22 protein-coding genes and 1 other RNA gene are annotated in these 20,428 nt (G+C 57.0%); 10 read left to right on the forward strand and 13 right to left on the reverse strand.

All coding sequences use genetic code 11. The annotated features are described in order from the left end of the window. Positions 1–145 precede the first annotated feature (145 nt). The 5 genes from KUF73_RS30655 to KUF73_RS30675 are packed head-to-tail and all read right to left on the reverse strand — an operon-like array spanning position 146 to position 4,953. The gene (locus tag KUF73_RS30655; protein ID WP_218441695.1) at positions 146–1,363 is read right to left on the reverse strand and encodes a 2-octaprenyl-3-methyl-6-methoxy-1,4-benzoquinol hydroxylase; all 1,218 of its coding nucleotides are present in this window, start codon (positions 1,361–1,363) and stop codon (positions 146–148) included. A 9-nt stretch (positions 1,364–1,372) separates the two neighbouring features. Continuing rightward, positions 1,373–1,858 (reverse strand): DUF4442 domain-containing protein, encoded by a 486-nt coding sequence (locus KUF73_RS30660; RefSeq protein WP_218441674.1) that lies wholly within the window; start codon positions 1,856–1,858, stop codon positions 1,373–1,375. Beyond that, a complete protein-coding gene (ubiH, locus tag KUF73_RS30665; protein WP_218441675.1) occupies positions 1,851–3,038 on the reverse strand; it encodes a 2-octaprenyl-6-methoxyphenyl hydroxylase in 1,188 nt (395 codons plus the stop codon). Before ubiH ends, KUF73_RS30660 begins: the two co-directional genes overlap by 8 nt. Beyond that, the gene (gene pepP, locus KUF73_RS30670; protein WP_218441676.1) at positions 3,035–4,369 is read right to left on the reverse strand and encodes a Xaa-Pro aminopeptidase; all 1,335 of its coding nucleotides are present in this window, start codon (positions 4,367–4,369) and stop codon (positions 3,035–3,037) included. The genes ubiH and pepP overlap by 4 nt, the downstream gene beginning before the upstream one ends. A gap of 26 nt (positions 4,370–4,395) precedes the next feature. Next, a complete protein-coding gene (locus tag KUF73_RS30675) occupies positions 4,396–4,953 on the reverse strand; it encodes a YecA family protein (RefSeq protein ID WP_218441677.1) in 558 nt (185 codons plus the stop codon). 194 nt (positions 4,954–5,147) lie between these two features. Between KUF73_RS30675 and KUF73_RS30680 the strand changes: the two genes are divergently transcribed. The 4 genes from KUF73_RS30680 to KUF73_RS30695 all read left to right on the forward strand — a co-directional run bounded on the left by KUF73_RS30680 (position 5,148) and on the right by KUF73_RS30695 (position 6,571). Further along, on the forward strand, positions 5,148–5,357 hold the full coding sequence (locus KUF73_RS30680; protein ID WP_007942437.1) for a TIGR02449 family protein: 210 nt from the start codon (positions 5,148–5,150) through the stop codon (positions 5,355–5,357). Next, complete coding sequence (locus KUF73_RS30685) at positions 5,354–5,671, forward strand: cell division protein ZapA (RefSeq protein ID WP_007942435.1); 318 nt, start codon at positions 5,354–5,356, stop codon at positions 5,669–5,671. Before KUF73_RS30680 ends, KUF73_RS30685 begins: the two co-directional genes overlap by 4 nt. A gap of 30 nt (positions 5,672–5,701) precedes the next feature. Further along, positions 5,702–5,880: non-coding RNA, 6S RNA (gene ssrS / locus KUF73_RS30690), on the forward strand. An 85-nt stretch (positions 5,881–5,965) separates the two neighbouring features. Continuing rightward, positions 5,966–6,571, forward strand: coding sequence for a 5-formyltetrahydrofolate cyclo-ligase (locus tag KUF73_RS30695; RefSeq protein WP_218441678.1), 606 nt, complete (start codon positions 5,966–5,968; stop codon positions 6,569–6,571). Positions 6,572–6,605: 34 nt separating this feature from the next. Here KUF73_RS30695 and KUF73_RS30700 read toward each other — a convergent pair whose 3' ends face one another. Next, positions 6,606–6,761 carry a hypothetical protein gene (locus KUF73_RS30700; RefSeq protein ID WP_218441679.1) on the reverse strand — a complete coding sequence of 52 codons (156 nt, stop codon included), beginning with the start codon at positions 6,759–6,761 and terminating at the stop codon, positions 6,606–6,608. A gap of 196 nt (positions 6,762–6,957) precedes the next feature. Between KUF73_RS30700 and KUF73_RS30705 the strand changes: the two genes are divergently transcribed. After that, the gene (locus KUF73_RS30705) at positions 6,958–7,407 is read left to right on the forward strand and encodes an EVE domain-containing protein (RefSeq protein ID WP_218441680.1); all 450 of its coding nucleotides are present in this window, start codon (positions 6,958–6,960) and stop codon (positions 7,405–7,407) included. Positions 7,408–7,480: 73 nt separating this feature from the next. Here the strand turns inward: KUF73_RS30705 and KUF73_RS30710 are convergent, their stop codons facing one another. Further along, positions 7,481–7,888 (reverse strand): flagellar basal body-associated protein FliL, encoded by a 408-nt coding sequence (locus KUF73_RS30710; protein ID WP_218441681.1) that lies wholly within the window; start codon positions 7,886–7,888, stop codon positions 7,481–7,483. 150 nt (positions 7,889–8,038) lie between these two features. On the opposite strand from KUF73_RS30710, the gene KUF73_RS30715 reads away from it, so the two are divergent. The 4 genes from KUF73_RS30715 (at position 8,039) to KUF73_RS30730 (ending at position 12,262) form a co-directional block, all read left to right on the forward strand. Next, positions 8,039–9,016, forward strand: coding sequence for an NADPH:quinone oxidoreductase family protein (locus tag KUF73_RS30715; RefSeq protein ID WP_218441682.1), 978 nt, complete (start codon positions 8,039–8,041; stop codon positions 9,014–9,016). 385 nt (positions 9,017–9,401) lie between these two features. After that, positions 9,402–9,845 (forward strand): hypothetical protein, encoded by a 444-nt coding sequence (locus KUF73_RS30720; RefSeq protein WP_218441683.1) that lies wholly within the window; start codon positions 9,402–9,404, stop codon positions 9,843–9,845. Positions 9,846–9,998: 153 nt separating this feature from the next. Beyond that, the gene (locus KUF73_RS30725) at positions 9,999–12,005 is read left to right on the forward strand and encodes an S-type pyocin domain-containing protein (RefSeq protein WP_218441684.1); all 2,007 of its coding nucleotides are present in this window, start codon (positions 9,999–10,001) and stop codon (positions 12,003–12,005) included. Beyond that, positions 12,002–12,262 carry a bacteriocin immunity protein gene (locus KUF73_RS30730; protein ID WP_218441685.1) on the forward strand — a complete coding sequence of 87 codons (261 nt, stop codon included), beginning with the start codon at positions 12,002–12,004 and terminating at the stop codon, positions 12,260–12,262. Before KUF73_RS30725 ends, KUF73_RS30730 begins: the two co-directional genes overlap by 4 nt. Before the next feature lie 56 nt (positions 12,263–12,318). On the opposite strand, the gene KUF73_RS30735 is transcribed toward KUF73_RS30730, so the two are convergent. Further along, positions 12,319–12,927 carry an energy transducer TonB gene (locus tag KUF73_RS30735; RefSeq protein WP_218441686.1) on the reverse strand — a complete coding sequence of 203 codons (609 nt, stop codon included), beginning with the start codon at positions 12,925–12,927 and terminating at the stop codon, positions 12,319–12,321. 327 nt (positions 12,928–13,254) lie between these two features. Between KUF73_RS30735 and glpT the strand changes: the two genes are divergently transcribed. Beyond that, the gene (gene glpT, locus KUF73_RS30740) at positions 13,255–14,607 is read left to right on the forward strand and encodes a glycerol-3-phosphate transporter (protein WP_218441687.1); all 1,353 of its coding nucleotides are present in this window, start codon (positions 13,255–13,257) and stop codon (positions 14,605–14,607) included. Here glpT and KUF73_RS30745 read toward each other — a convergent pair. The 5 genes from KUF73_RS30745 to KUF73_RS30765 form a co-directional block, all read right to left on the reverse strand. Continuing rightward, positions 14,580–15,251: a gamma-glutamylcyclotransferase gene (locus KUF73_RS30745; RefSeq protein ID WP_218441688.1), complete on the reverse strand. Its 672-nt coding sequence runs from the start codon at positions 15,249–15,251 to the stop codon at positions 14,580–14,582. The two genes, glpT and KUF73_RS30745, sit on opposite strands and share 28 nt — an antisense overlap. A gap of 307 nt (positions 15,252–15,558) precedes the next feature. Continuing rightward, on the reverse strand, positions 15,559–16,527 hold the full coding sequence (locus tag KUF73_RS30750; RefSeq protein WP_218441689.1) for a CDP-6-deoxy-delta-3,4-glucoseen reductase: 969 nt from the start codon (positions 16,525–16,527) through the stop codon (positions 15,559–15,561). Then, positions 16,527–17,993: a 4-hydroxy-3-polyprenylbenzoate decarboxylase gene (gene ubiD / locus KUF73_RS30755; RefSeq protein ID WP_218441690.1), complete on the reverse strand. Its 1,467-nt coding sequence runs from the start codon at positions 17,991–17,993 to the stop codon at positions 16,527–16,529. Before ubiD ends, KUF73_RS30750 begins: the two co-directional genes overlap by 1 nt. A 69-nt stretch (positions 17,994–18,062) precedes the next feature. Beyond that, a complete protein-coding gene (locus KUF73_RS30760; RefSeq protein WP_218441691.1) occupies positions 18,063–20,060 on the reverse strand; it encodes an acyltransferase family protein in 1,998 nt (665 codons plus the stop codon). 146 nt (positions 20,061–20,206) lie between these two features. Then, positions 20,207–20,428: transposase (locus KUF73_RS30765; RefSeq protein ID WP_218441692.1), on the reverse strand; the 222-nt coding region annotated here is incomplete at its 5' end.

Here is a 20,428-nt window from a genome sequence, read left to right on the forward strand (position 1 = left end):
TTGAAAAATGAGGCCAAATGATAAGGACTCACATTTAGCTTCTCAATCGAACAGTTCGCGGGTGAGTTACCAGATGTTGCACAACTAACGAATCCACCGCGCTCCGTGTAGGAGCTGCCGAAGGCTGCGCCTGCATGAGGACTGATCAAGCCTTGGCCAACGCCGGCAAATCTCCGGTCAATCCGAGCGCCTCACGCACAAACAACGCCTTGGCTTCAGGCATCTGGTCGACCATTTTCAAACCCGCATTACGTAACCAGCGCACCGGTAGCGGATCGGCCTGGAACAACCGTTCGAAGCCCTCCATCGCTGCCATCAACGCCAGGTTATGTGGCATGCGCCTGCGCTCGTAACGACTCAGCACCTTCACATCCGCCAGGCGCTCACCACGGGCAGCCGCTTGCAGCAGCACTTCCGCCAGCACCGCAGCATCTAGAAATCCAAGGTTCACGCCCTGTCCCGCCAACGGGTGAATGGTGTGCGCCGCATCACCGATCAACGCCAGACCTTCAGCCACGTAACGCTTGGCATGGCGCTGACGCAGCGGCACACACAGGCGCGGGTCGGCGCTGAGCACGCTGCCGAGCCGACCTTCGAACGCCCGCTCCAGCCCGCGACAGAAACCTTCGTCATCCAGTGTCATCAAGTGTTCGGCTTCATTCGGGGTGGTCGACCAGACGATCGAACACCAATCCTGCTGACCGTCCCGCTCCAAGGGCAGAAACGCCAATGGACCGTTATCGGTAAAACGCTGCCACGCGGTCGATTGATGCGGCTGGGAACTGCGCACACTGGTGACGATCGCATGGTGCAGATAGTCCCACTCACGCGTCGCGACGCCGGTCAGGCGCCGTACCGCCGAGTTAGCGCCATCCGCCGCAATAACTAACGGTGCGCGCAAGGTGCGGCCATCGGCCAGGGTCAGCAGCCAGTCATCTCCAGAACGGCGCATCTGCTCCAGACGTGAGTTGGCCAACATGCCCAGATCGCAGTCGTGCAAACGGTCGAGCAAGGCATCCTGGACCACGCGGTTTTCGACGATGTGACCCAGCACATCAGCATGCACGCTGGCCGCCGAGAAATGGATTTGTCCGGTGCCGCTGCCATCCCAGACCTGCATGTCGCTGTACGGGCTGCTGCGCCGGTTGGCGATGCCCTCCCAGACGCCGAGGCGTTCGAGAATCCGCTGGCTTGCAGCAGACAAGGCACTCACACGAGGTTCGAACGGCGCCTGAGTGTCAAACGGTTTGACGCTCATTGGGCTGCCGTCCAGCAGCAGGACTTCCAGCCCACTGTCCTGCAACGCCAGCGCCAAAGCGCTGCCGACCATTCCAGCTCCGACAATCAGCAGATCTGCGCGCATTTCCATGCTTTAAGCCTGTCTCGCTTGCGGTTTGAGCCGCACGTAAAGGGTTTTACCGACGCGCGCGACAAGGTTGCCTGCGCCATCATGAATATCGACCTGAAGTTGCGGCAGGTATTTTTTGCCGTCCGCCGTCTGTCGACGGACCTCATCGAGCAAGGTGTCATCGATGTTGAAGCGGGCGAACACCGGACCTTTGCCTGGCGCGATGAAATCAATATCGGCGGCCTTGTCCCAAACGATGTAGTCGCGCCCGAGGTTCTCCATGAGCATCAGCATGAAGAACGGGTCGACCATCGAATACAAACTGCCACCGAACTGCGTGCCGACGTAATTGCGGTTGTACCAGCTCAGGCCCATGGAGACCTGGATATCGCGGAAGTCGTCGCTGATGTGACGCACCCGAACCCCGGCACCTAGATACGGCGGGTAGAGGCTCATGAACCAGCGCATCAATCGAGCCTTGCCGAACGTATGGGTCAGCCACTTAAACATCAGGGCGAGTACCCAGACCCATGGCCTGCCGGGCGAACCAGCGCTTGGCCGGCGGCAGCAAATCGAGGCCGAGCAGGCCAAGATTGCGACCCATGGAAACCAGCGGCTGCGTGCTGCCGAAAAGGCGCGTGACCTGATCGGAGAAGCCTACGGTGAGGTTCTGATCCAGACGCTGGCGCTCGCGGTACGCCTGCAAGGTCGGGAAATCACCCAATGGCTGCTCGCTGGCGAGCAGGGCTTGTGCCAATGCCTCGGCATCGCGCAAGGACAGGTTGAACCCCTGGCCGGCAATCGGGTGCAGGCTGTGGGCGGCGTTTCCGAGGATTGCCAGGTGCGGCCGCACCTGCTCTTCGGCCTCTACCAGCGACAGCGGATACAGATGTCGCGCACCTACTTGCTTCAATGAGCCGAGGCGATAGCCGAAGACACTCTGCAACTCGCTGAGGAAACTGCGTTCATCAAGGTCGGCCAAGCGTTGCGCGTCCATGCCCAGTCGGGTCCAGACCAGTGCACAGCGGTTGTCCGGCAGCGGCAGCAACGCCATCGGGCCGTCATCGGTGAAGCGTTCAAAGGCCATGCCGTTATGGGCTTCGCTCGGGGTGATGTTGGTGATCAGCGCACTTTGGTTGTACGGGCGCTTTTTGATGCCGATCCCCAGTTGCTCGCGCAGGCCGGAGCGGCCGCCATCGGCGAGCACTGCGAGGTCGCACTCCAACGTGGTTTCGTCATTGAGGGTCAGGCGATAACCGTTGGTCTGTGGCTCCATGCGCGTGACTTCCGCCGGGCAACGCCAGCTGATCACGTCCTTGTCCAGCCCCTGCCACAGGCATTGGCCGAGCCAGGCGTTTTCCACCACATAGCCCAGCGCCGGCACGCCCTCTTCCATCGCCGACAGTCGCGCCGTGGAGAAACGCCCACGGTCGGAAACGTGAATCTGCTTGATCGGTTCGGCGCGGCGCGAGATCTCCTGCCACACGCCCAACCGCTGATAAATCTGCCGGGCACCAAAAGACAACGCCGTGGAGCGCGCGTCGTAACTCGGCTGATACGTATCGCCGGGCGCGAATGGCTCGATCAGCACGATCTTCCAGCCACGAGCCTTGGCCCCGGCCTGCAAGGCCAACGCCAGGCTGGCGCCGACCAGGCCGCCACCGATTATTGCCAGATTGACTCGACTCATGCCGCTTGTGTCCGTGCTTGCGCCATCAGCGCCTCGATTTCGGCGACAGTTTTCGGGACGCCTTTGGTCAGGATTTCACAACCGGTTTTGGTCACCACCACGTCGTCCTCGATGCGCACGCCAATACCACGCCATTTCTTCGCCACGTATTGGTTGTCCGGGGCGATGTAGATCCCTGGCTCAACGGTCAGCGCCATGCCGACCTCCAGCACGCGCCATTCTCCGCCGACCTTGTACTCGCCGACATCATGCACATCCATGCCCAGCCAGTGGCCGGCACGGTGCATGTAAAACGCCTTATAGGCTTCGCTGGCGATCAGTTCGCCGACGTCGCCCTGCAACAAGCCCAACTCGACAAGGCCGGTGGTGATCACCCGAACCGTGGCTTCATGGGCCTGATTCCAATGTTTGTTCGGGGCAATCTCGGCAAACGCGGCTTCCTGGGCCGCCAGCACCAACTCGTAGATCGCTTTCTGTTCCTCTGAATACTTGCCGCTGACCGGCCAGGTGCGGGTGATGTCGCTGGCGTAGCAGTCGATTTCGCAACCGGCGTCGATCAGTACAAGGTCGCCGTCCTTGAGCACTGCGTCATTCTGCTGGTAATGCAGAATGCAGCTGTTGCGCCCCGCTGCGACGATCGACCCGTAGGCCGGCATCTTCGCCCCGCCCTTGCGGAACTCGTAATCAAGCTCGGCTTCGAGGCTGAATTCATGCAAACCGGCACGGCTGGCCTGCATGGCGCGCACGTGGGCCTGGGCGGAAATCCGTGCGGCTTCACGCATCACCTTCACTTCTGCAGCCGATTTATACAGGCGCATGTCGTGAAGCAAATGATCCAGGGCAACGTATTCGTTCGGCGGCTGGGCACCGAGGTTGGCTTTGGAACGGATCACGTTGATCCAGTCCATCAGGTGCCGGTCGAATTCCGGGTTGCTGCCCATGGCCGAATACACCCGGTCGCGACCTTCGATCAGGCCTGGCAGGATGTCGTCGATATCGGTGATCGGGAACGCATCATCAGCACCGAAGTCGCGGATTGCGCCTTCCTGACCGGCACGCAAACCGTCCCACAGTTCTCGCTCGGCATTGCGTTCACGGCAGAACAGGATGTATTCGCCATGCACACGCCCCGGCATCAACACCAGAACGGCCTGCGGCTCGGGAAAACCGCTGAGGTACTGGAAATCGCTGTCCTGGCGGTAAACGTGCTCGACATCGCGGTTGCGAATGGCAACCGCGGCGGCGGGCAGGATGGCGATGCTGTTGGGTTCCATCTGCGCCATCAGGGCCTTGCGGCGACGGCTGTATTCCGCTTTCGGGATATGGATCATGGGCAGATGGCGTTCCCTGGCTTTATTTAGTGCAACGACGGTTTGGCAGCCGGCGCGTCCGGTTTTTTGGTTTCGGAGAACAGCAGAAGCGGCGCGACGCGCAGGTATTCCATGACTTCCATGTAGTCGCTTTCGCCGTCCTCGGACTCTTCCAGAGCGTCTTGAACCTGGGAAATGGCGGCGAGATCCTGCAACACCTCAGTAGCCTCGGTGCTCAGAGCGCTGCTGTCACGGCAGTTCAGGCCGAAACCGCTGAGAAAACCCTGGCACCATTCGCCCAGTGCGGCGGCACGGTCGGCGAGCGGAGCGTCATCGGTCGGCAGCAGCAGAACGACGGTCACGTCGTCACCGGTGAGCTCACCCTTGACCATCTCTTGCAAGCCGATGAGGGCATTGCGTACGTTGTCCTGCGGCTCGGTTTCGAGCAGCTCGGCGGCATCGATCAGCCATCCGTCAGCATCGAAACCGGCGCCGGCGCAACTGCGACCGAGCAACAGGCCGTGCAGTTCGGCAGGCGAGACATTATGACCGCTGGAGGTCAGCAGGGTGGCGAAGGCTTGGTACGGAGAATTCTGAATGGGCATGGGCAGCTAGGCACCAAACGGTGCTATGTCTAGAATGAAGGCCTTGTATCCTACATCGACTACCCCTGTAGGAGCGAGCTTGCTCGCGATGGCCGCCAACGATAACGCCGGGTGCCTGTCACCCCGCGGCGTTCTCGGGTTCATCGCGAGCAAGCTCGCTCCTACGGTCCGTCCCCCATCAGACAGTGAAGACAATGGAAGACACCGACCTGCAAGCGCTGATGGCCAGACTCGAACTGCTGATTAGTCGAGTCGAGCAACTTAAGAGCCAAAACGGACTCTTACTAGCTCAGGAAAAGACCTGGCGCGAGGAACGCGCTCACCTCATTGAAAAGAACGAAATCGCCCGGCGTAAGGTCGAATCGATGATTTCGCGCCTCAAGGCCCTGGAGCAAGACTCATGAGTTCAAGCAATAGCGTCACCGTGCAGATCCTCGATAAAGAGTATTCGATCATCTGCCCCCAGGAAGAACGCAGCAACCTGGTGAGCGCCGCCCGTTACCTGGACGGCAAAATGCGCGAAATTCGCAGCAGCGGCAAAGTCATTGGCGCTGATCGCATCGCCGTGATGGCCGCGCTGAACATCACGCACGACCTGCTGCACAAGGAAGAACGCCCGGATGTGCAGGCCAGTGGTTCGACCCGCGAACAGGTCCGCGACCTGCTCGACCGCGTCGATCTGGTACTCGCGACTGATCCGGACGTCACCAAAGGCTGATTCGCGCCAACGCTTGCGGTATACTCCGATCACTCCCTGGGGTGCTTGCCAGTTGGCGATGTCCCTGAGCCGATTTGCTATACCCTGGAGGTTGCACGTTGGGCTGGTGTGCATGTCCGCTAGACGGAAAGCCTTAAAGCCTACTGCATCTTCCACCTTGAACTTTCGGGTTCAAGGGCTAAGTCGACAGCGGTACATCCGGGGAGCCTGATTCCAGTCCGATGCCGGTTTAAATACCGGCATCGGCTTTTTTACGGGTACGCTTTCACGTACCCGCACTGCTGAAGCGAATCCATGACCGAACCTGCGCTGCTTCCCCGCCCGCAACTTCGACGCATGCTGCGCAAGGCCCGCCGCGCACTGACCGCCAGTCAGCAGCGTCAGGCTGCTCGCGGGCTGTACAAGCAATTGGCCCAGCAACCGCTGTTTCGCCGCGCAAAACACATATCCCTTTATCTGCCTACCGACGGTGAAATCGACCCGCGTTTGCTGCTGCGTGCGGCTCAACGACGGGGGAAGGCCACTTATCTGCCGGTGCTCAGCGCCTGGCCGCGAACCAAAATGGTGTTCCAGCGCATTCGCCCCGGTGAAAAACTCAAGCCCAACCGATTCCGGATTCTTGAACCCCGCGCCAACATTGCTCGGCAACGCAAGATCTGGGCGCTGGATCTGGTGCTGTTGCCGCTGGTGGGGTTTGACGATGTCGGCGGACGGCTGGGCATGGGCGGCGGCTTCTATGATCGAAGCCTGGCCTACCTCGCGCGTCGTAATGACTGGCGCAAGCCAACGTTGTTGGGCCTGGCCCATGAATGTCAGAAGGTCGAACGACTGGCTCAAGCGAGCTGGGATGTACCGCTGCAAGGAACGGTAACGGACAAGGCCTGGTATTACGCAGGCTAGACGCGCCTGGAGTCGGCGGCGTCGAGTGACAGGCCTAGCGCTTGAAGGCTGTCGACTGTTGTTGCAACTGTGCGATTTCGACCGGCGCATCGGTCTTGTTGCTCCACAGGCTTTGGGCATAGCCAGTGGTCACGACGCCGAGGCCGAACAAAATGACCAAAATCCATAGTAAATCCGGTTTGCGTTTCATCGACTGCCCCCCAAAGGCATATCTACACGATGACAGCAGCGGTTTCCGTTTGTAGGCCGTGCAGCAGCGTCAAGCTCTAAAGGCCGGCATTTTGCGACAACGAGAACCAGCACGCAAATGCTGGCGTCAACCGACTGTCGGTTTGTCATAAAATTGCCGGACAACCTGCCCACTCATCTCGCAAGGAGCAAAAAACATGGCCTATTGGCTGATGAAATCCGAGCCCGACGAACTCTCGATCAAAGGCCTGGAGAAACTCGGCCGAGCGCGCTGGGACGGGGTTCGCAACTATCAGGCACGTAATTTCCTGCGGGCCATGGCGGTGGGAGACGAGTTTTTCTTCTATCACTCAAGCTGCCCCGAGCCGGGAATTGCCGGAATCGGCAAGATTGTCGAAGCGGCGTACCCGGACCCGACGGCGCTGGAGCCTGAAAGCCATTACTTCGACCCCAAGGCTTCACTTGAGAAAAACGCCTGGAGCGCGATCGATGTCACTCACGTCGAGACGTTTCCCAAGGTGCTGAAGCTGGATTATCTGAAACAGCAGACGGCGCTGGCGGAGATGCCGCTGGTGCAGAAGGGGTCGCGGCTTTCGGTGATGCCGGTGACCACCGAGCAGTGGGCGGCGGTGATCGCACTTTTGTAGGAGCACGGCTTGCCGGCGATGGCGGTCTTGAGGGCGCTATCGCGAGCAAGCTCGGCTCCTACAGGATCCAGCATTACTGGATGATCAGGTTGTTGAACAACAAATCCTCAACCACCGGCTTGCCCGTTTCGTCATTCATGACTTGCTGGGTCTGCTTCAACGCTTCCTGACGCAGTTTTTCCTTGGCTTCGACGTTGTTCATCGCCTCTGTGGTCTGCTGGGCAAACAACGCCACCAGTTGATTGCGGATCAACGGTTCGTTGGCTTTGACAGCCTTGGTTGCTTCTTCGCCCGTTACCCGCAACGCCACATCGGCCTTGTAGACCTTGAGCTTCGGCGTGCCGTCCAGCCCATAGTTGCCCACGAATGGCGGGCTCAAGGTGATGTAATTGACCTTGGGTGCCGCATCTTCTTTAGCTTCTTCAGCCACCGCTGCCACAGGCAGAGACAGGGCCAGCATCAACACAATCCACGCTTTCACAATTCGCTCCTTATCCGGTTTGCGGCCTAGCATAACGACCCGCCGCTCAAGCACAAGCTTATGGCTGACTATCAGGGCCGGGCATGCTCGTTGACCCGACGACTCACACACCTACACTTATCGGCCATCACTCCCAAAGGAATAGCCCTGATGAAAGCTGTGCTGTGCAAAGCCTTCGGCCCTGCCGAATCGCTGGTGCTGGAAGACGTCGCCAGTCCTGCCGCGAAGAAGAACGAAATTCTGCTGGACGTGCACGCCGCCGGGGTGAATTTCCCCGACACATTGATCATCGAAGGCAAATACCAGTTCAAGCCGCCCTTCCCGTTTTCACCGGGTGGTGAAGCGGCCGGCGTGGTCAGCGTGGTAGGCGAGAAGGTCAGCCATCTGAAAGTGGGTGACCGGGTCATGGCCCTGACCGGCTGGGGCAGTTTCGCCGAGCAGGTCGCGGTGCCAGGCTACAACGTGCTGCCGATCCCGCCATCCATGGATTTCAACACCGCTGCCGCTTTCAGCATGACCTATGGCACTTCGATGCACGCGCTCAAGCAGCGCGCCAATCTGCAGCCGGGTGAAACCCTACTGGTACTCGGTGCCTCGGGCGGTGTCGGCCTCGCGGCGGTGGAAATCGGCAAAGCCATGGGTGCCCGCGTCATCGCCGCCGCCAGCAGCGCCGAAAAGCTCGCCGTGGCGAAGGCCGCCGGTGCCGACGAACTGATCAACTACAGCGAAACCAGCCTCAAGGACGAAATCAAGCGCCTGACCGACGGCCAGGGTGCCGACGTGATCTACGACCCGGTGGGCGGCGACCTGTTCGACCAGGCCATCCGTGCCATCGCCTGGAATGGTCGGTTGCTGGTGGTCGGCTTCGCCAGTGGACGCATCCCTGAACTGCCAGTGAACCTGGCGTTGCTCAAGGGTGCAGCGGTGGTCGGCGTGTTCTGGGGTTCGTTTGCCCAGCGCCAGCCACAAGACAATGCGGCGAACTTCCAGCAGCTGTTTGGCTGGTTTGCCGAGGGCAAGTTGAAGCCGTTGGTGTCTCAGGTGTACCCGCTGATCAATGCGGCGCAAGCCATTAATGATCTGGGCCAGCGCAAGGCGGTTGGGAAAGTGGTGGTGCACGTTCGCTGAAGCTGCGATAAGCACAAAGAGGCCAGAACAATTGACGAAGATGTTCTGGCCTTTTCATTTCCATGACCAAATGGCTCAAACTCTTTTAGCAATATTTATCGACAGTTAATTTGGCGGTAAATATATAACGCATTCCACTCGAAAAATTACTTTAGTTTGACGCACTACAGACAAGAGGAATGACTGTGAAAGCGCTCAACACTAGCTCCGCTGATACGTCATCACATTCTGCTTTGTTCATATGGACCATTTCGCGAGATCAGTACATCGCCTCGCTGAACCTGTGAATCAGACCTTAAAAACACCATCCAATTGCCTGTAAAAAGGACGACCCCTGCTTTCAGGGTGTCGAGTAAACATGGAACAATCGACATGGATAAGTCATATGTCTAACGCCAACAATTATTTAGGCCCTCATAAAAAAACGGGACCAAACTCCTACGAACTAGGCCCTGTATCGGTCAGAGCAGAAAAACTCCCAGGTCTCGGGCAAGGCGGTTTTTTTCAGGGAGTTTGGGGCCTGAATGAAGGTCCTCATAGAGGTACCAGTGAGGGATCGGGAAAGCTTAGTCCGCTGACTCCATTCATATGGGATGACTTTATGAATGAGCAGAAAGCAAATAACAAGGAAGTAGACAATGAATATATAGGAATTTTCAATAGTCTAGCAGAGACGACCAATAGAGAACTTGAGCAGGCAAAAAAGGTCGCCAAGGGAACTCGAGTACTCACGCCAATAGAAATAGCAAAAACAGACCAAGAAACAACCATTAAAGCTATCCAATCAAAGATTGCAGAGTTTCAAGCTAATACTGACAGCGCCCACTAACTTTATGGTCACAATCCATTTTTCCTAATGACGGAATTATCCTTCAGAAAAATATACGAAAGCGTGGAATCTCGTGCGAGTTTAGCTGCCGCTTATACAGCCATTGACAATGCATACCGATCAGCATTAGAGCTAAAACGAATTTCGCTGCAGATGAATATTCTGGCTAATCAGCTAAACGATCTATCTACAAAAATAACCCTGGCCGAGCCCGAATTCAACCCCACAAAAGACAGTTCAACTTCAATCGTGGATGAGAAAATATCAGCCATTAATCTGGAAACGGATATACGCTTCCAGCTTATACCTTCTTTTATCCTGGAGAATATTTCTTCAGCCGGTGTAACAGGCGGACTTACGCTCTCTCAATCCCTGACAAATTACAAAACCACCATAGACAATATTATCGCATCCGAGCAGTCGGCTATCAGTTCTTACGCAAAAGCCAATCCAGCTATTAATGCGCCGCTAAGCAAACCTGAACTCGAAGCGCTTAGCAATCTCGTGAATTTACAGGCTCATACCAACCTTGGCAAACGATGGCAAGACTATCATGTGTCACTTCTTCATTCAGAAACCGTTCGATATTTAACCGAGGCATCGAATGCCTTCTCTGGACTTATCGCACGCGCTCAAGACACTGAACGGCTACAAGAGCAATTACGCATTGCTGCCGAGCAGAGTGCTCACCGGCAAGCGCAAGAAAGAAAACAAGAAGAAATCAGGATCGAGGCACTACGACTAGCACACAGAAAGGCTGCCGCCGAAAAACTAATAAAATTGGAAAAACAAAAATCCGCAGATTCGCTGGCGGAGCAATTTAATGAAATAGCGAAAAGCATTAAACAGAACATTCCAAAAGAGATCGACCAAAGATTAATATGGCTAAAGGACAAACAACAAGAGCTACTTTCCGCACATCGGGATGCTGAATCAGCGGAGCGCGATGCCGGAGGATTTTATGGCATATCAAACTCCAACAATCGGAAAAAATATCTGCGGCAAATTCAAAAATCTGTCGACTTTTCCATTCGAGTCAAATACCAGATCCATAACGTAAACTTGTCAACCGTTAGCGGCCCAAAGGCATCCGTACACCCGCTAGTAATAACACCTGACGGCTTGATTTCCGGATATGAACACTTGCCCACTTCATTGAACGGTGCGGTTGAATCACTGAAAAAGATAGGTACCACATTAACACGAGGGCCATTCATGTTGGTGTCTACCGTGTTCTACTCGGCGCCATTGGGAAATGGTGAACTTCAACGCAACCCCGTTGTAATGACCATGCCGCTCTCGTTACTTATTGATGATGTTAGTTATATTTCATCGGTGCAGCATGACAGCAACTTCCCTCTACCGTTTCGCGCCGTATCGTCGGTTCAGGGGGGACACACTAATCTCTATCTTGCCGCGACAGGCGAGGGCCTCTCCAAATCGGTCAGACTCAGACACGCCCAGCTGGACGCAGTTACAAATCTCTACACATTCACGACTGAGGGTATTCTTCCGAGAACATTGACTTGGACGCCCGATGACGCCCCCGGCAGCGATGCTTTAGGCTCCACGGATTTACCGGCCAAGCAACCCGGCATCATGATTTACCCAGGTGCCAGGGTCACTCAGATAGAAGGCCGGACTGACGAACATCCGACATGTGACGAGGCTGACACTGACGACTATATCCTGGTGTTCCCGGCAGAGTCAGGGTTTGATCCCGTTTACATCATGGCTAGCCGCTCAGGCCCGCGATATGAACCTGGGACGGCAACCGGGACGGGGCAAGCGGTCGGGGACAATTGGCTTGGGAGTGCTAGTGAAGCAGGGGGCGCTCCTGTTCCTACACAAATAGCAGATCAATTACGTGGTCAGGACTTCAGGAATTTTGATAAATTCAGGGAGAAATTTTGGCGCGCAGTGGCAAATGATGCAGAATTAAACAACAAACTTGGCCCACTTAACAAAGCGATAATGAAAAGTGGATATTCACCTTATGCGCCTCGAGGCGAGCAGGTGGGAGGGCGTGAGAAGTTCGAAATCCATCACGTACATCCAATCGGTAGAGGTGGTGAAGTCTACAACATAGACAATATGGCCATAACCACTCCAAAATCTCATATTGCTGAACACTCAAAAGACAATGGTGACTCGTTATGAATTCCAACAAACCATATGATCAATACACCGAAACGGAGTTTTTGGCGATTATCAACCGATTGTTTGTTGGAGATTACTCATCCGAAGAAGAACTTGACGTCCTTGTTCACCAAATAGTCGATACGTCTGAGCACCCAAACGGTACAGATATCCTGTTTTACCCTGAACAGGGTGTTGAAAATTCAGCTATGGGAATACTTAACAGCATTAAGGAATGGCGCCAAGCAAACAGCAAACCCGGCTTCAAACCTGAGTAAATTGCAAAAATAATAGAAGCGCGACCATTCGGTCGCGCTTTTTTTCGGTTCCCACATTAAAGCAGCTTCCGAATATCCTCGGGTAAAAACCGAATATATCTGGAGACAGGGCTGTTCAGGCATTGCCTGGCAATGGCCGGCACACGCTTGTTCAACTTGGCGATCAACGCTAGACGCTGCTCAGCTGACATTTGTTTTTGAAAGAGCCCACTCGACAGATACGCACGGGTGTAATGAAACGCGGGTAAATCGACCCAGTGGTAATCCACGGTACGAACAACGCCTTCGTTGACCTCGCGGCATTTCAGTTCTTTGAGCCAATGGTTGATGCCATTCGGAGCATCAAGGCCGAACACCATCGGCGCAATTACTTCCTGTTCGACCGGATTTTCGCCGCCCACCCTCCACGGCTTGAACCGCCAGTTCGTTATCGCCGTTGTGGTGGCTTCCGCCAGATCCGGGTGGTCGCTTTCCAGAATCTTCACCTTACCGACGGAACCATCGGCGCTGACCATGAAGCTGACCCGCACATTTCCGACAATCCCTGCCCTGGATAACGCACTTGGGTAAATCGGCTTGGGAGTGTCCTCTGGTATCAGAAAAACCTCCCCAGCCCTGATATCGACCGACACCATCAGCAACAGCACACACGCAAACCACCGCATAACCCCTCTCCTTCGCCACTGCAATGCCAAACCTGGCACCAGCACAAAGGTTAAAGCTCGGCGACCTGGAACAGAACGTCGCGACGTCCCATTCAATCGAAGGACATTTCCCAAAACCTGCCCTACTCCGGGCAAGCGAAGCGCATCAAAGCGACAGAGGTAACGCTTCCTACAGCGTCCTTCACTTACACCTGAGCGACATGTTCGTAAAAGAACATGCGATCTCCAATATTTCCGCTGTTTGGCCAATGCGAACCGGTGCTATTTTCGGTAACGAAACTGTAACATTCGCATCCGCAGTCAAAACAAGAAATCTGGAGCTCTTGAATGTTTGCTTTTTTTCGTCCTGCCGCACATCAGGCTCCATTGCCTGAAGAAAAAATAGACAGCACCTACCGACGCCTTCGCTGGCAGATCTTCGCCGGGATTTTCATTGGCTATGCCGGTTACTACCTGCTGCGCAAGAACTTCACCCTGGCCTTCCCGGACCTGATCGCCCAAGGCTATACAAAAGGCCAACTGGGTGTGGCCATGTCGGCGATTGCGATCGCCTACGGTCTGTCCAAGTTTTTGATGGGCATTGTGTCCGACCGCTCCAACCCGCGTTACTTCCTGCCGTTCGGCCTGGTGGTGTCCGCCGGGGTGATGTTCGTTTTCGGTTTCGCACCTTGGGCGACGTCCAGCGTGACCATGATGTTCATCCTGTTGTTCATCAACGGCTGGGCGCAAGGCATGGGCTGGCCGCCGAGCGGGCGAACCATGGTGCACTGGTGGTCGAAGAAAGAGCGCGGCGGTGTGGTTTCCGTGTGGAACACCGCGCATAACGTCGGCGGTGGCTTGATCGGCCCGCTGGCGATTCTCGGCATGGGCTGGTTCAACGACTGGCACAGCAAGTTCTACGTACCGGCCGCCGTGGCGCTGCTGGTCGCCGTATTTGCCTTCATTGTGATGCGCGACACTCCGCAATCGACGGGCTTGCCGCCGATCGAGAAGTACAAAAACGATTACCCGGAAGGCTACGACGCCAGCCACGAAGACGAATTCAGCGCCAAGGACATCTTTGTCAAATACGTGCTGCGCAACAAAATGCTCTGGTTCATCGCCCTGGCCAACGTCTTCGTCTACTTGTTGCGCTACGGCATCCTGGACTGGGCGCCGACCTACCTCAAAGAGGTCAAGCACTTCGACTTCGACAAGACGTCGTGGGCGTATTTCCTTTATGAGTGGGCAGGCATTCCGGGCACGTTGCTGTGCGGCTGGATGTCGGACAAGGTCTTTCGTGGCAACCGTGGCCTGACCGGCATGGTGTTCATGGCGTTGGTGACCGTCGCGACGATCGTGTACTGGTTGAACCCGCCGGGTAACCCGATGATCGATATGATCTCGCTGTTCGCGATCGGCTTCCTGATCTACGGCCCGGTGATGCTGGTTGGCCTGCAAGCGCTGGAACTGGTGCCGAAGAAGGCGGCGGGGACGGCTGCAGGCTTTACTGGCCTGTTCGGTTACCTGGGTGGTTCAGTCGCGGCCAGTGCCTTGATGGGCTACACGGTGGACTACTTCGGTTGGGATGGCGGTTTCATCCTGCTGGTAGCCGCCTGTTTGCTGGCGATGGCATTCCTGGCACCCACGCTGGGGCACAAACAAATCGCCAGTCAGACCCGCGAAGAAGCACTCGCCTGATCAGACGTTGATTTACAACGCTTGAGCCGCGCCTCCAGATTCCGGTCTGGCATGGCGTGGCTACGCAGGGCGTTGGCGGTCTGCTCGACATAGTCGCGAGTGGTGCCGTAGCGCCCGCAAGCGTTTTCGAACACGTGATTCAGTACGTGATCAGGCAAGTTGCCGGCATAGCTGGGCAGGTGACGTTCCAGGACGAATCCCAACGCCTGAACCTGGCTACCGTCTTCAAGTCGGCAGTTGAGCCAGTGCGGTCGATAGGACGGGAATGGCATCTCTCTTTTCCATAACGCGTACAGCGAAGCGTCCAGTTGCTCTTCCGGCAAGCGATAGGCAAAACCACTGCAGGAGCCGCCGCGATCCAGGCCAAACACCAGGCCCGGCATTTCCGGCGTGCCGCGATGTTCATGGGACCACAGGTACAAACCGCGATGGTAGCCATGCACCCGCCCGCGTACGCGTTCAACCGCCGTGCACTCGGGACGCCAGATCAGCGATCCATACGCGAACAACCACACTGGCCCGCCCTTGTGGCGCGCCATGGTCGATTGCATCGAGCTGAGTAGTTGTTCGTGGGTGAGCTGCGGCCCCAGATCGAGCCGCGGAGGGTAAGCCAGATTCAAAATCGAAGATTCAATGGCGCTCATGGCGAATAGCGTTCAGCTCCCCGCGGGTGAAGAATTACTTAATAGAACGCACCGCTGTAACAATAAGGCACATATGTTTTAAGGCAATTTAAGTGCCATGGCACAGTTCTTAAATTATTGCCTGATCGAGTTATAACCTACCGGTATTTATACAAATCTATAAATACCAATAGGCTATATGGAGAGTTATAACCTGTAGGAGCGAGCTTGCTCGCGATGGTCGTTAACGATTACGCCGGAAGCCAGGCTGCCCGCAGCGTTCTTGAGTCCATCGCGAGCAGGCTCGCTCCTACAGGGGGGGGTAGCGTCAGGATCTAGGCGCGTACGCAAACACGTCAGCGCGCATTTGATGGGCGTCCATTCCGGCCTCCACCAGCGCATCCAGCGTGCCATAGACCATCGCCGGCGAGCCGCTGGCGTACACATGCAGGGTCTTGAGGTCAGGGAAGTCTTCGCACACCGCTTCATGCAGCATGCCGCAGCGCCCCGGCCAGCCACATGGGTCGCTGACGACTTTATGCAGGAACAGATTGGGCAACTTCAGCCACTCGTCCCAATGTTCGATTTCATAGAAGTCTTCGGGACGACGTACGCCCCAATACAAATGCACCGGATGCTTGAAGCCAGTCGCGCGGCAATGTTCGATCAGGCCATGAACCTGACCCATTCCAGTACCTGCGGCAATCAACACCAACGGACCCTCCGGCAACTCGGCCAGGTGCGTGTCACCGAACGGCATGTCGATGCGCACCATCGTGTCGCGTTGCAGTTGTTTGATCAGGTTTAACGCACTGGCTTCGCGCGCCAGGACATGAATTTCCAGATCGCGCCCACCAGAAGGTGCCGACGCCAGGGAAAACGACGACTTGTCGCCGTTATCCCGATAAATCATCAGGTACTGCCCCGCGTAATAACGCGGTGGCTTGCCGGCCGGGGCCCGCAATCGGACCCGCCAGGTATCACCGCCGACGTCGGTGCAACTGGTGACCTGACACGACAGACTGCGCACCGGCAATTCTCCCAGCGCGAGCACGCCATCCCACAGCACGATGCAGTCTTCCAGCGGCTCTGCTATGCAAGTGTAGAACTCGCCATGGTCGCGCACACCGCCCGCCTGTTCGACCCGGCCCTCTACCAGCAGCGCGGCGCACACATGGCAATTACCATTGCGACAGCTTTGCGGGCATTCGTAGCCCAGACGGCGTGCGCCATCGAGAATCCGCTCGCCGGGCAGAATATCCAGCACTGCTCCGGAGGGCTGCAAGGTTACACGCATCAATCTATTCCTAACTGGTTCCAGATGGCATCGATCCGCTGGGTCACGGCTTCGTCCTTGACGATCACCCGACCCCACTCGCGCGTGGTTTCGCCTGGCCATTTATGCGTGGCATCGAGCCCCATCTTCGAACCCAGGCCGGAAACCGGCGAGGCGAAGTCGAGGTAATCGATCGGCGTGTTTTCGATCATCACCGTGTCGCGCTTGGGGTCCATGCGCGTGGTGATGGCCCAGATCACGTCGTTCCAGTCCCGTGCGTTGATATCGTCGTCAGTGACGATAACGAATTTGGTGTACATGAACTGTCGCAAAAACGACCAGACACCGAGCATTACCCGCTTGGCATGCCCCGGATACGACTTCTTCATGGTCACGACGGCCATGCGATACGAGCAACCTTCGGGCGGCAGGTAGAAGTCAGTGATCTCCGGGAATTGCTTTTGCAGGATCGGCACGAACACTTCGTTCAGCGCGACACCCAGAATCGCCGGCTCATCCGGTGGACGGCCGGTGTAGGTGCTGTGGTAAATCGGCTTGATGCGATGGGTAATCCGCTCGACGGTAAAGACCGGGAAACTGTCGACTTCGTTGTAGTAACCGGTGTGGTCGCCGTACGGACCTTCGTCAGCCATTTCGCCCGGATGAATCACCCCTTCAAGAATGATTTCGGCGGTGGCGGGCACTTGCAAGTCGTTGCCCCGGCACTTCACCAATTCGGTACGGTTGCCACGCAGCAAGCCGGCGAATGCGTACTCGGAGAGGCTGTCGGGCACTGGCGTCACCGCGCCAAGGATGGTTGCAGGATCGGCACCCAACGCCACAGCCACCGGAAATGGCTGGCCAGGATGTTTTTCGCACCACTCGCGATAATCCAGCGCGCCACCGCGGTGGCTCAGCCAGCGCATGATCACTTTGTTGCGACCTATCACTTGCTGACGGTAGATACCCAGGTTCTGGCGGTCCTTGTTCGGACCTTTGGTGACGGTCAGCCCCCAGGTGATCAACGGGGCGACATCGCCAGGCCAGCAGGTCTGCACCGGCAACAGGGCGAGGTCAACGTCGTCGCCTTCGATGACCACTTCCTGGCAGATCGCGTCTTTGACGACTTTGGGCGCCATCGAGATGATCTTGCCGAAGATCGGCAGCTTGGACCAGGCGTCCTTCAGGCCCTTCGGCGGCTCGGGCTCCTTGAGAAACGCCAGCAGCTTGCCGATTTCGCGCAGCTCGCTGACCGACTCGGCGCCCATGCCCATGGCCACCCGCTCGGGGGTGCCGAACAGGTTGCCGAGTACCGGAATGTCGTACCCGGTAGGCTTTTCGAACAACAGCGCCGGGCCTTTGGCCCGCAGCGTGCGGTCACAGACTTCGGTCATCTCCAGCACTGGAGAGACGGGGATCTGGATGCGTTTCAACTCTCCGCGCTGCTCAAGCTGCTGCACGAAATCCCGAAGATCCTTGAATTTCATTGACGATGGCACCCCTAAAATAGGCGTACATCCTACCTGCTCTGCCGTCCGCTGGCAGCCTGTCGCTGCTTAGTTGGCTGCATTCACATTGCCGGTGTCCAGCTTCGCCTCGGCACTCAGGCCGATAAACAATGGCTCCAGTACCGGCGCCACCCGACGCGCACCAATTTCCGACAGGTGATTGTCATCGGTGTACAGCGAGTAACCATTGGATTGAACGCGGCACAGACCGGCCGTTTCGCAGAGCCGTGATGCAGGGTCCACCACCCGTACGGCAGGATCTTGCGCCAGTTGAGCGAACAATTGACTGATGAACGCCTGACGCTTGAGATGCTCGGCGAGTGCCAACCCGACATCGTCGACCGGTCGATTCAACATCGCCAGCCGACTGAGCCGATACGGCGGACTGAAAGCCTGCAACGGCACCTCTTTGACCAGCCAGACACGATGCCCGGCCGCACGCAATTGCTGAACCCGCGCACGCAAGCCTTCACTCAGACGCTGTTCGGCAACCCGGCGGTCATACTGCCCGTCCCGGTTTTTCAACGCATGCCCCAAGTCACCCTTGGCGTCGCCGTACAGGTACAGGCTCCAGCGGGCCACCAGCACCACATCAGTCACGTCCTGCGGCACCATGGCCTGCTCGACCCGACGATTGAAGCGGGCGCAACGCGGGTCGTGTTCCAGGCCTTGCACCGGTATGCAGCCAGCGGAACTGGCAAGCATCACGTTGATGTGATGCTCTTTGGCGCCATCGTCAAACACCGGGATCAGCGCCGTTGCATGGCTGTCGCCCCACACCAGTGCCCGAGGAGGCACGTTTGCCACACCGTAGTGGCAGAACAATTTTTCGTCCGGCGTTTTGTCGTCGGCCAAACACGCCATCAGCTCCGGCCGCCATTCGCGGCCCTTGGCATATTGCAGCGCCTGATCGGGCAAACGCCACGGCAAGCCGTCAGTCCAGCGCAAGGTTTGCCCGGCCAACCCGAGCACCAGCACACCACAGGCACCCGCCAGCAGAATCTGCCGCCTCCCTGCCAACAGCCGCCGCTCGCGAAACGGCGTCTCTACGAAACGCCAGGACAGGTACCCGAGCACCAGGCTCAGCAGAATCAACCCGGCGCTGTCCAAGGCGCTCGGCTGATCGACGCTGGCATAACTGGCGAAAACGAACACCGGCCAATGCCACAAGTACCAGGAATAGGAAACCAGTCCGAGGCCGACCATCACCCGACTGCTCAAAATTTGGCCAACCCAGGTGGTGCGATGACCGTTGGACCCAATGAGCGCCATCACACCAAGAACCGGCAGCAGCGCCGCCACTCCGGGGAACGGCGTGTTCTTGTTGTAACCGAACACCGCCAACAGGATCAGGCCCAGCCCAGCCAGGCTAAGCGACTGCGCCGCCATTGGTTTGAGCCGCCACTGCCGCGCTGGCGCGATCGCCAACATCGCCCCGGCCAACAATTCCCAGGCACGCATTGGTAGCAGGAAAAATGCCTTTTCCGGATGGACCTGAACGGCCCAGACACTCAGCCCGAAAGACACTAGCAAAACGCCTAATAGCGCGAGACGCCAATGTTTGAGGCGACTCGACAGCAGCGTCAGCAGCAACGGAAATACGATGTAGAACTGCTCTTCAACCGCCAGCGACCAGGTATGCAGCAACGGCTTGAGGTCGGAGGCGACATCGAAGTAGCCGTCCTGGCGCATGAACAGGATGTTCGACACGAACAACACTTGATAACGCGCCGAGCGCCCCAGCTCTTCGTAATCTTTGGGCGCCATCAGGAACCAGCCCAGTGCGAGCACAGCCAGGATCATCGCAAACAACGCCGGCAGGATGCGTCGCGCCCGCCGCGCCCAGAAATCGACAAAGCTGAAACGTCCAGCTTGCCGCTGGTTCCAGATGATCGACGTGATCAGGAAACCGGAAATCACAAAAAACACATCCACGCCGACGAACCCGCCGGTAAACCCCGGAACGCCGAAATGAAACAGCACCACGGCGATCACGGCGACTGCTCGCAAGCCGTCGATGTCTCTTCGATAAGCAAGAACGCTCATAACGTCAAAGCCACACTGTTGATTTTTCTTCCAGCCCTCTACGCCAGTGAAGCAGCGATTTTTGAAGGCCGTATCGGATTTGTTACCCGATCAAAGACCAACGTGAATCAAAATCGTCCCTTTTTTTGACCAAAAAAAATGGTTCATCACGGATTGCCGGGAAAGACGCTCTTGATCTTCATGAAAAAGAATTCGCTATCCCGGTAACCGTACGCCATCCGCTTGATGACCTTTATTCGATTGTTTATTCCTTCCAACTGACCGGTGTGCATCGGCCAGCGAACCCGACTCACGATGCCCCGCCAGTAAGCCTTTAGCCGTTTGGCAAACTGGATCAGAGCAGGTATTTCGCTTTCATGAGCATGGCG

The sequence above is a fragment of the Pseudomonas sp. PD9R genome, from assembly GCF_019200975.1.
GTDB lineage: Bacteria > Pseudomonadota > Gammaproteobacteria > Pseudomonadales > Pseudomonadaceae > Aquipseudomonas.

Excerpts from the sequence above, each read along its gene's own strand:
- KUF73_RS30655 (WP_218441695.1), bottom strand. The coding sequence starts at position 1,363 with ATGCGCGCAGATCTGCTGATTGTCGGAGCTGGAATGGTCGGCAGCGCT.
- KUF73_RS30660 (WP_218441674.1), bottom strand. The coding sequence starts at position 1,858 with ATGTTTAAGTGGCTGACCCATACGTTCGGCAAGGCTCGATTGATGCGC.
- ubiH (WP_218441675.1), bottom strand. The coding sequence starts at position 3,038 with ATGAGTCGAGTCAATCTGGCAATAATCGGTGGCGGCCTGGTCGGCGCC.
- pepP (WP_218441676.1), bottom strand. The coding sequence starts at position 4,369 with ATGATCCATATCCCGAAAGCGGAATACAGCCGTCGCCGCAAGGCCCTG.
- KUF73_RS30675 (WP_218441677.1), bottom strand. The coding sequence starts at position 4,953 with ATGCCCATTCAGAATTCTCCGTACCAAGCCTTCGCCACCCTGCTGACC.
- KUF73_RS30680 (WP_007942437.1), top strand. The coding sequence starts at position 5,148 with ATGGAAGACACCGACCTGCAAGCGCTGATGGCCAGACTCGAACTGCTG.
- KUF73_RS30685 (WP_007942435.1), top strand. The coding sequence starts at position 5,354 with ATGAGTTCAAGCAATAGCGTCACCGTGCAGATCCTCGATAAAGAGTAT.
- KUF73_RS30695 (WP_218441678.1), top strand. The coding sequence starts at position 5,966 with ATGACCGAACCTGCGCTGCTTCCCCGCCCGCAACTTCGACGCATGCTG.
- KUF73_RS30700 (WP_218441679.1), bottom strand. The coding sequence starts at position 6,761 with ATGAAACGCAAACCGGATTTACTATGGATTTTGGTCATTTTGTTCGGC.
- KUF73_RS30705 (WP_218441680.1), top strand. The coding sequence starts at position 6,958 with ATGGCCTATTGGCTGATGAAATCCGAGCCCGACGAACTCTCGATCAAA.
- KUF73_RS30715 (WP_218441682.1), top strand. The coding sequence starts at position 8,039 with ATGAAAGCTGTGCTGTGCAAAGCCTTCGGCCCTGCCGAATCGCTGGTG.
- KUF73_RS30720 (WP_218441683.1), top strand. The coding sequence starts at position 9,402 with ATGTCTAACGCCAACAATTATTTAGGCCCTCATAAAAAAACGGGACCA.
- KUF73_RS30725 (WP_218441684.1), top strand. The coding sequence starts at position 9,999 with ATGAATATTCTGGCTAATCAGCTAAACGATCTATCTACAAAAATAACC.
- KUF73_RS30730 (WP_218441685.1), top strand. The coding sequence starts at position 12,002 with ATGAATTCCAACAAACCATATGATCAATACACCGAAACGGAGTTTTTG.
- KUF73_RS30735 (WP_218441686.1), bottom strand. The coding sequence starts at position 12,927 with ATGCGGTGGTTTGCGTGTGTGCTGTTGCTGATGGTGTCGGTCGATATC.
- glpT (WP_218441687.1), top strand. The coding sequence starts at position 13,255 with ATGTTTGCTTTTTTTCGTCCTGCCGCACATCAGGCTCCATTGCCTGAA.
- KUF73_RS30745 (WP_218441688.1), bottom strand. The coding sequence starts at position 15,251 with ATGAGCGCCATTGAATCTTCGATTTTGAATCTGGCTTACCCTCCGCGG.
- KUF73_RS30750 (WP_218441689.1), bottom strand. The coding sequence starts at position 16,527 with ATGCGTGTAACCTTGCAGCCCTCCGGAGCAGTGCTGGATATTCTGCCC.
- ubiD (WP_218441690.1), bottom strand. The coding sequence starts at position 17,993 with ATGAAATTCAAGGATCTTCGGGATTTCGTGCAGCAGCTTGAGCAGCGC.
- KUF73_RS30760 (WP_218441691.1), bottom strand. The coding sequence starts at position 20,060 with ATGAGCGTTCTTGCTTATCGAAGAGACATCGACGGCTTGCGAGCAGTC.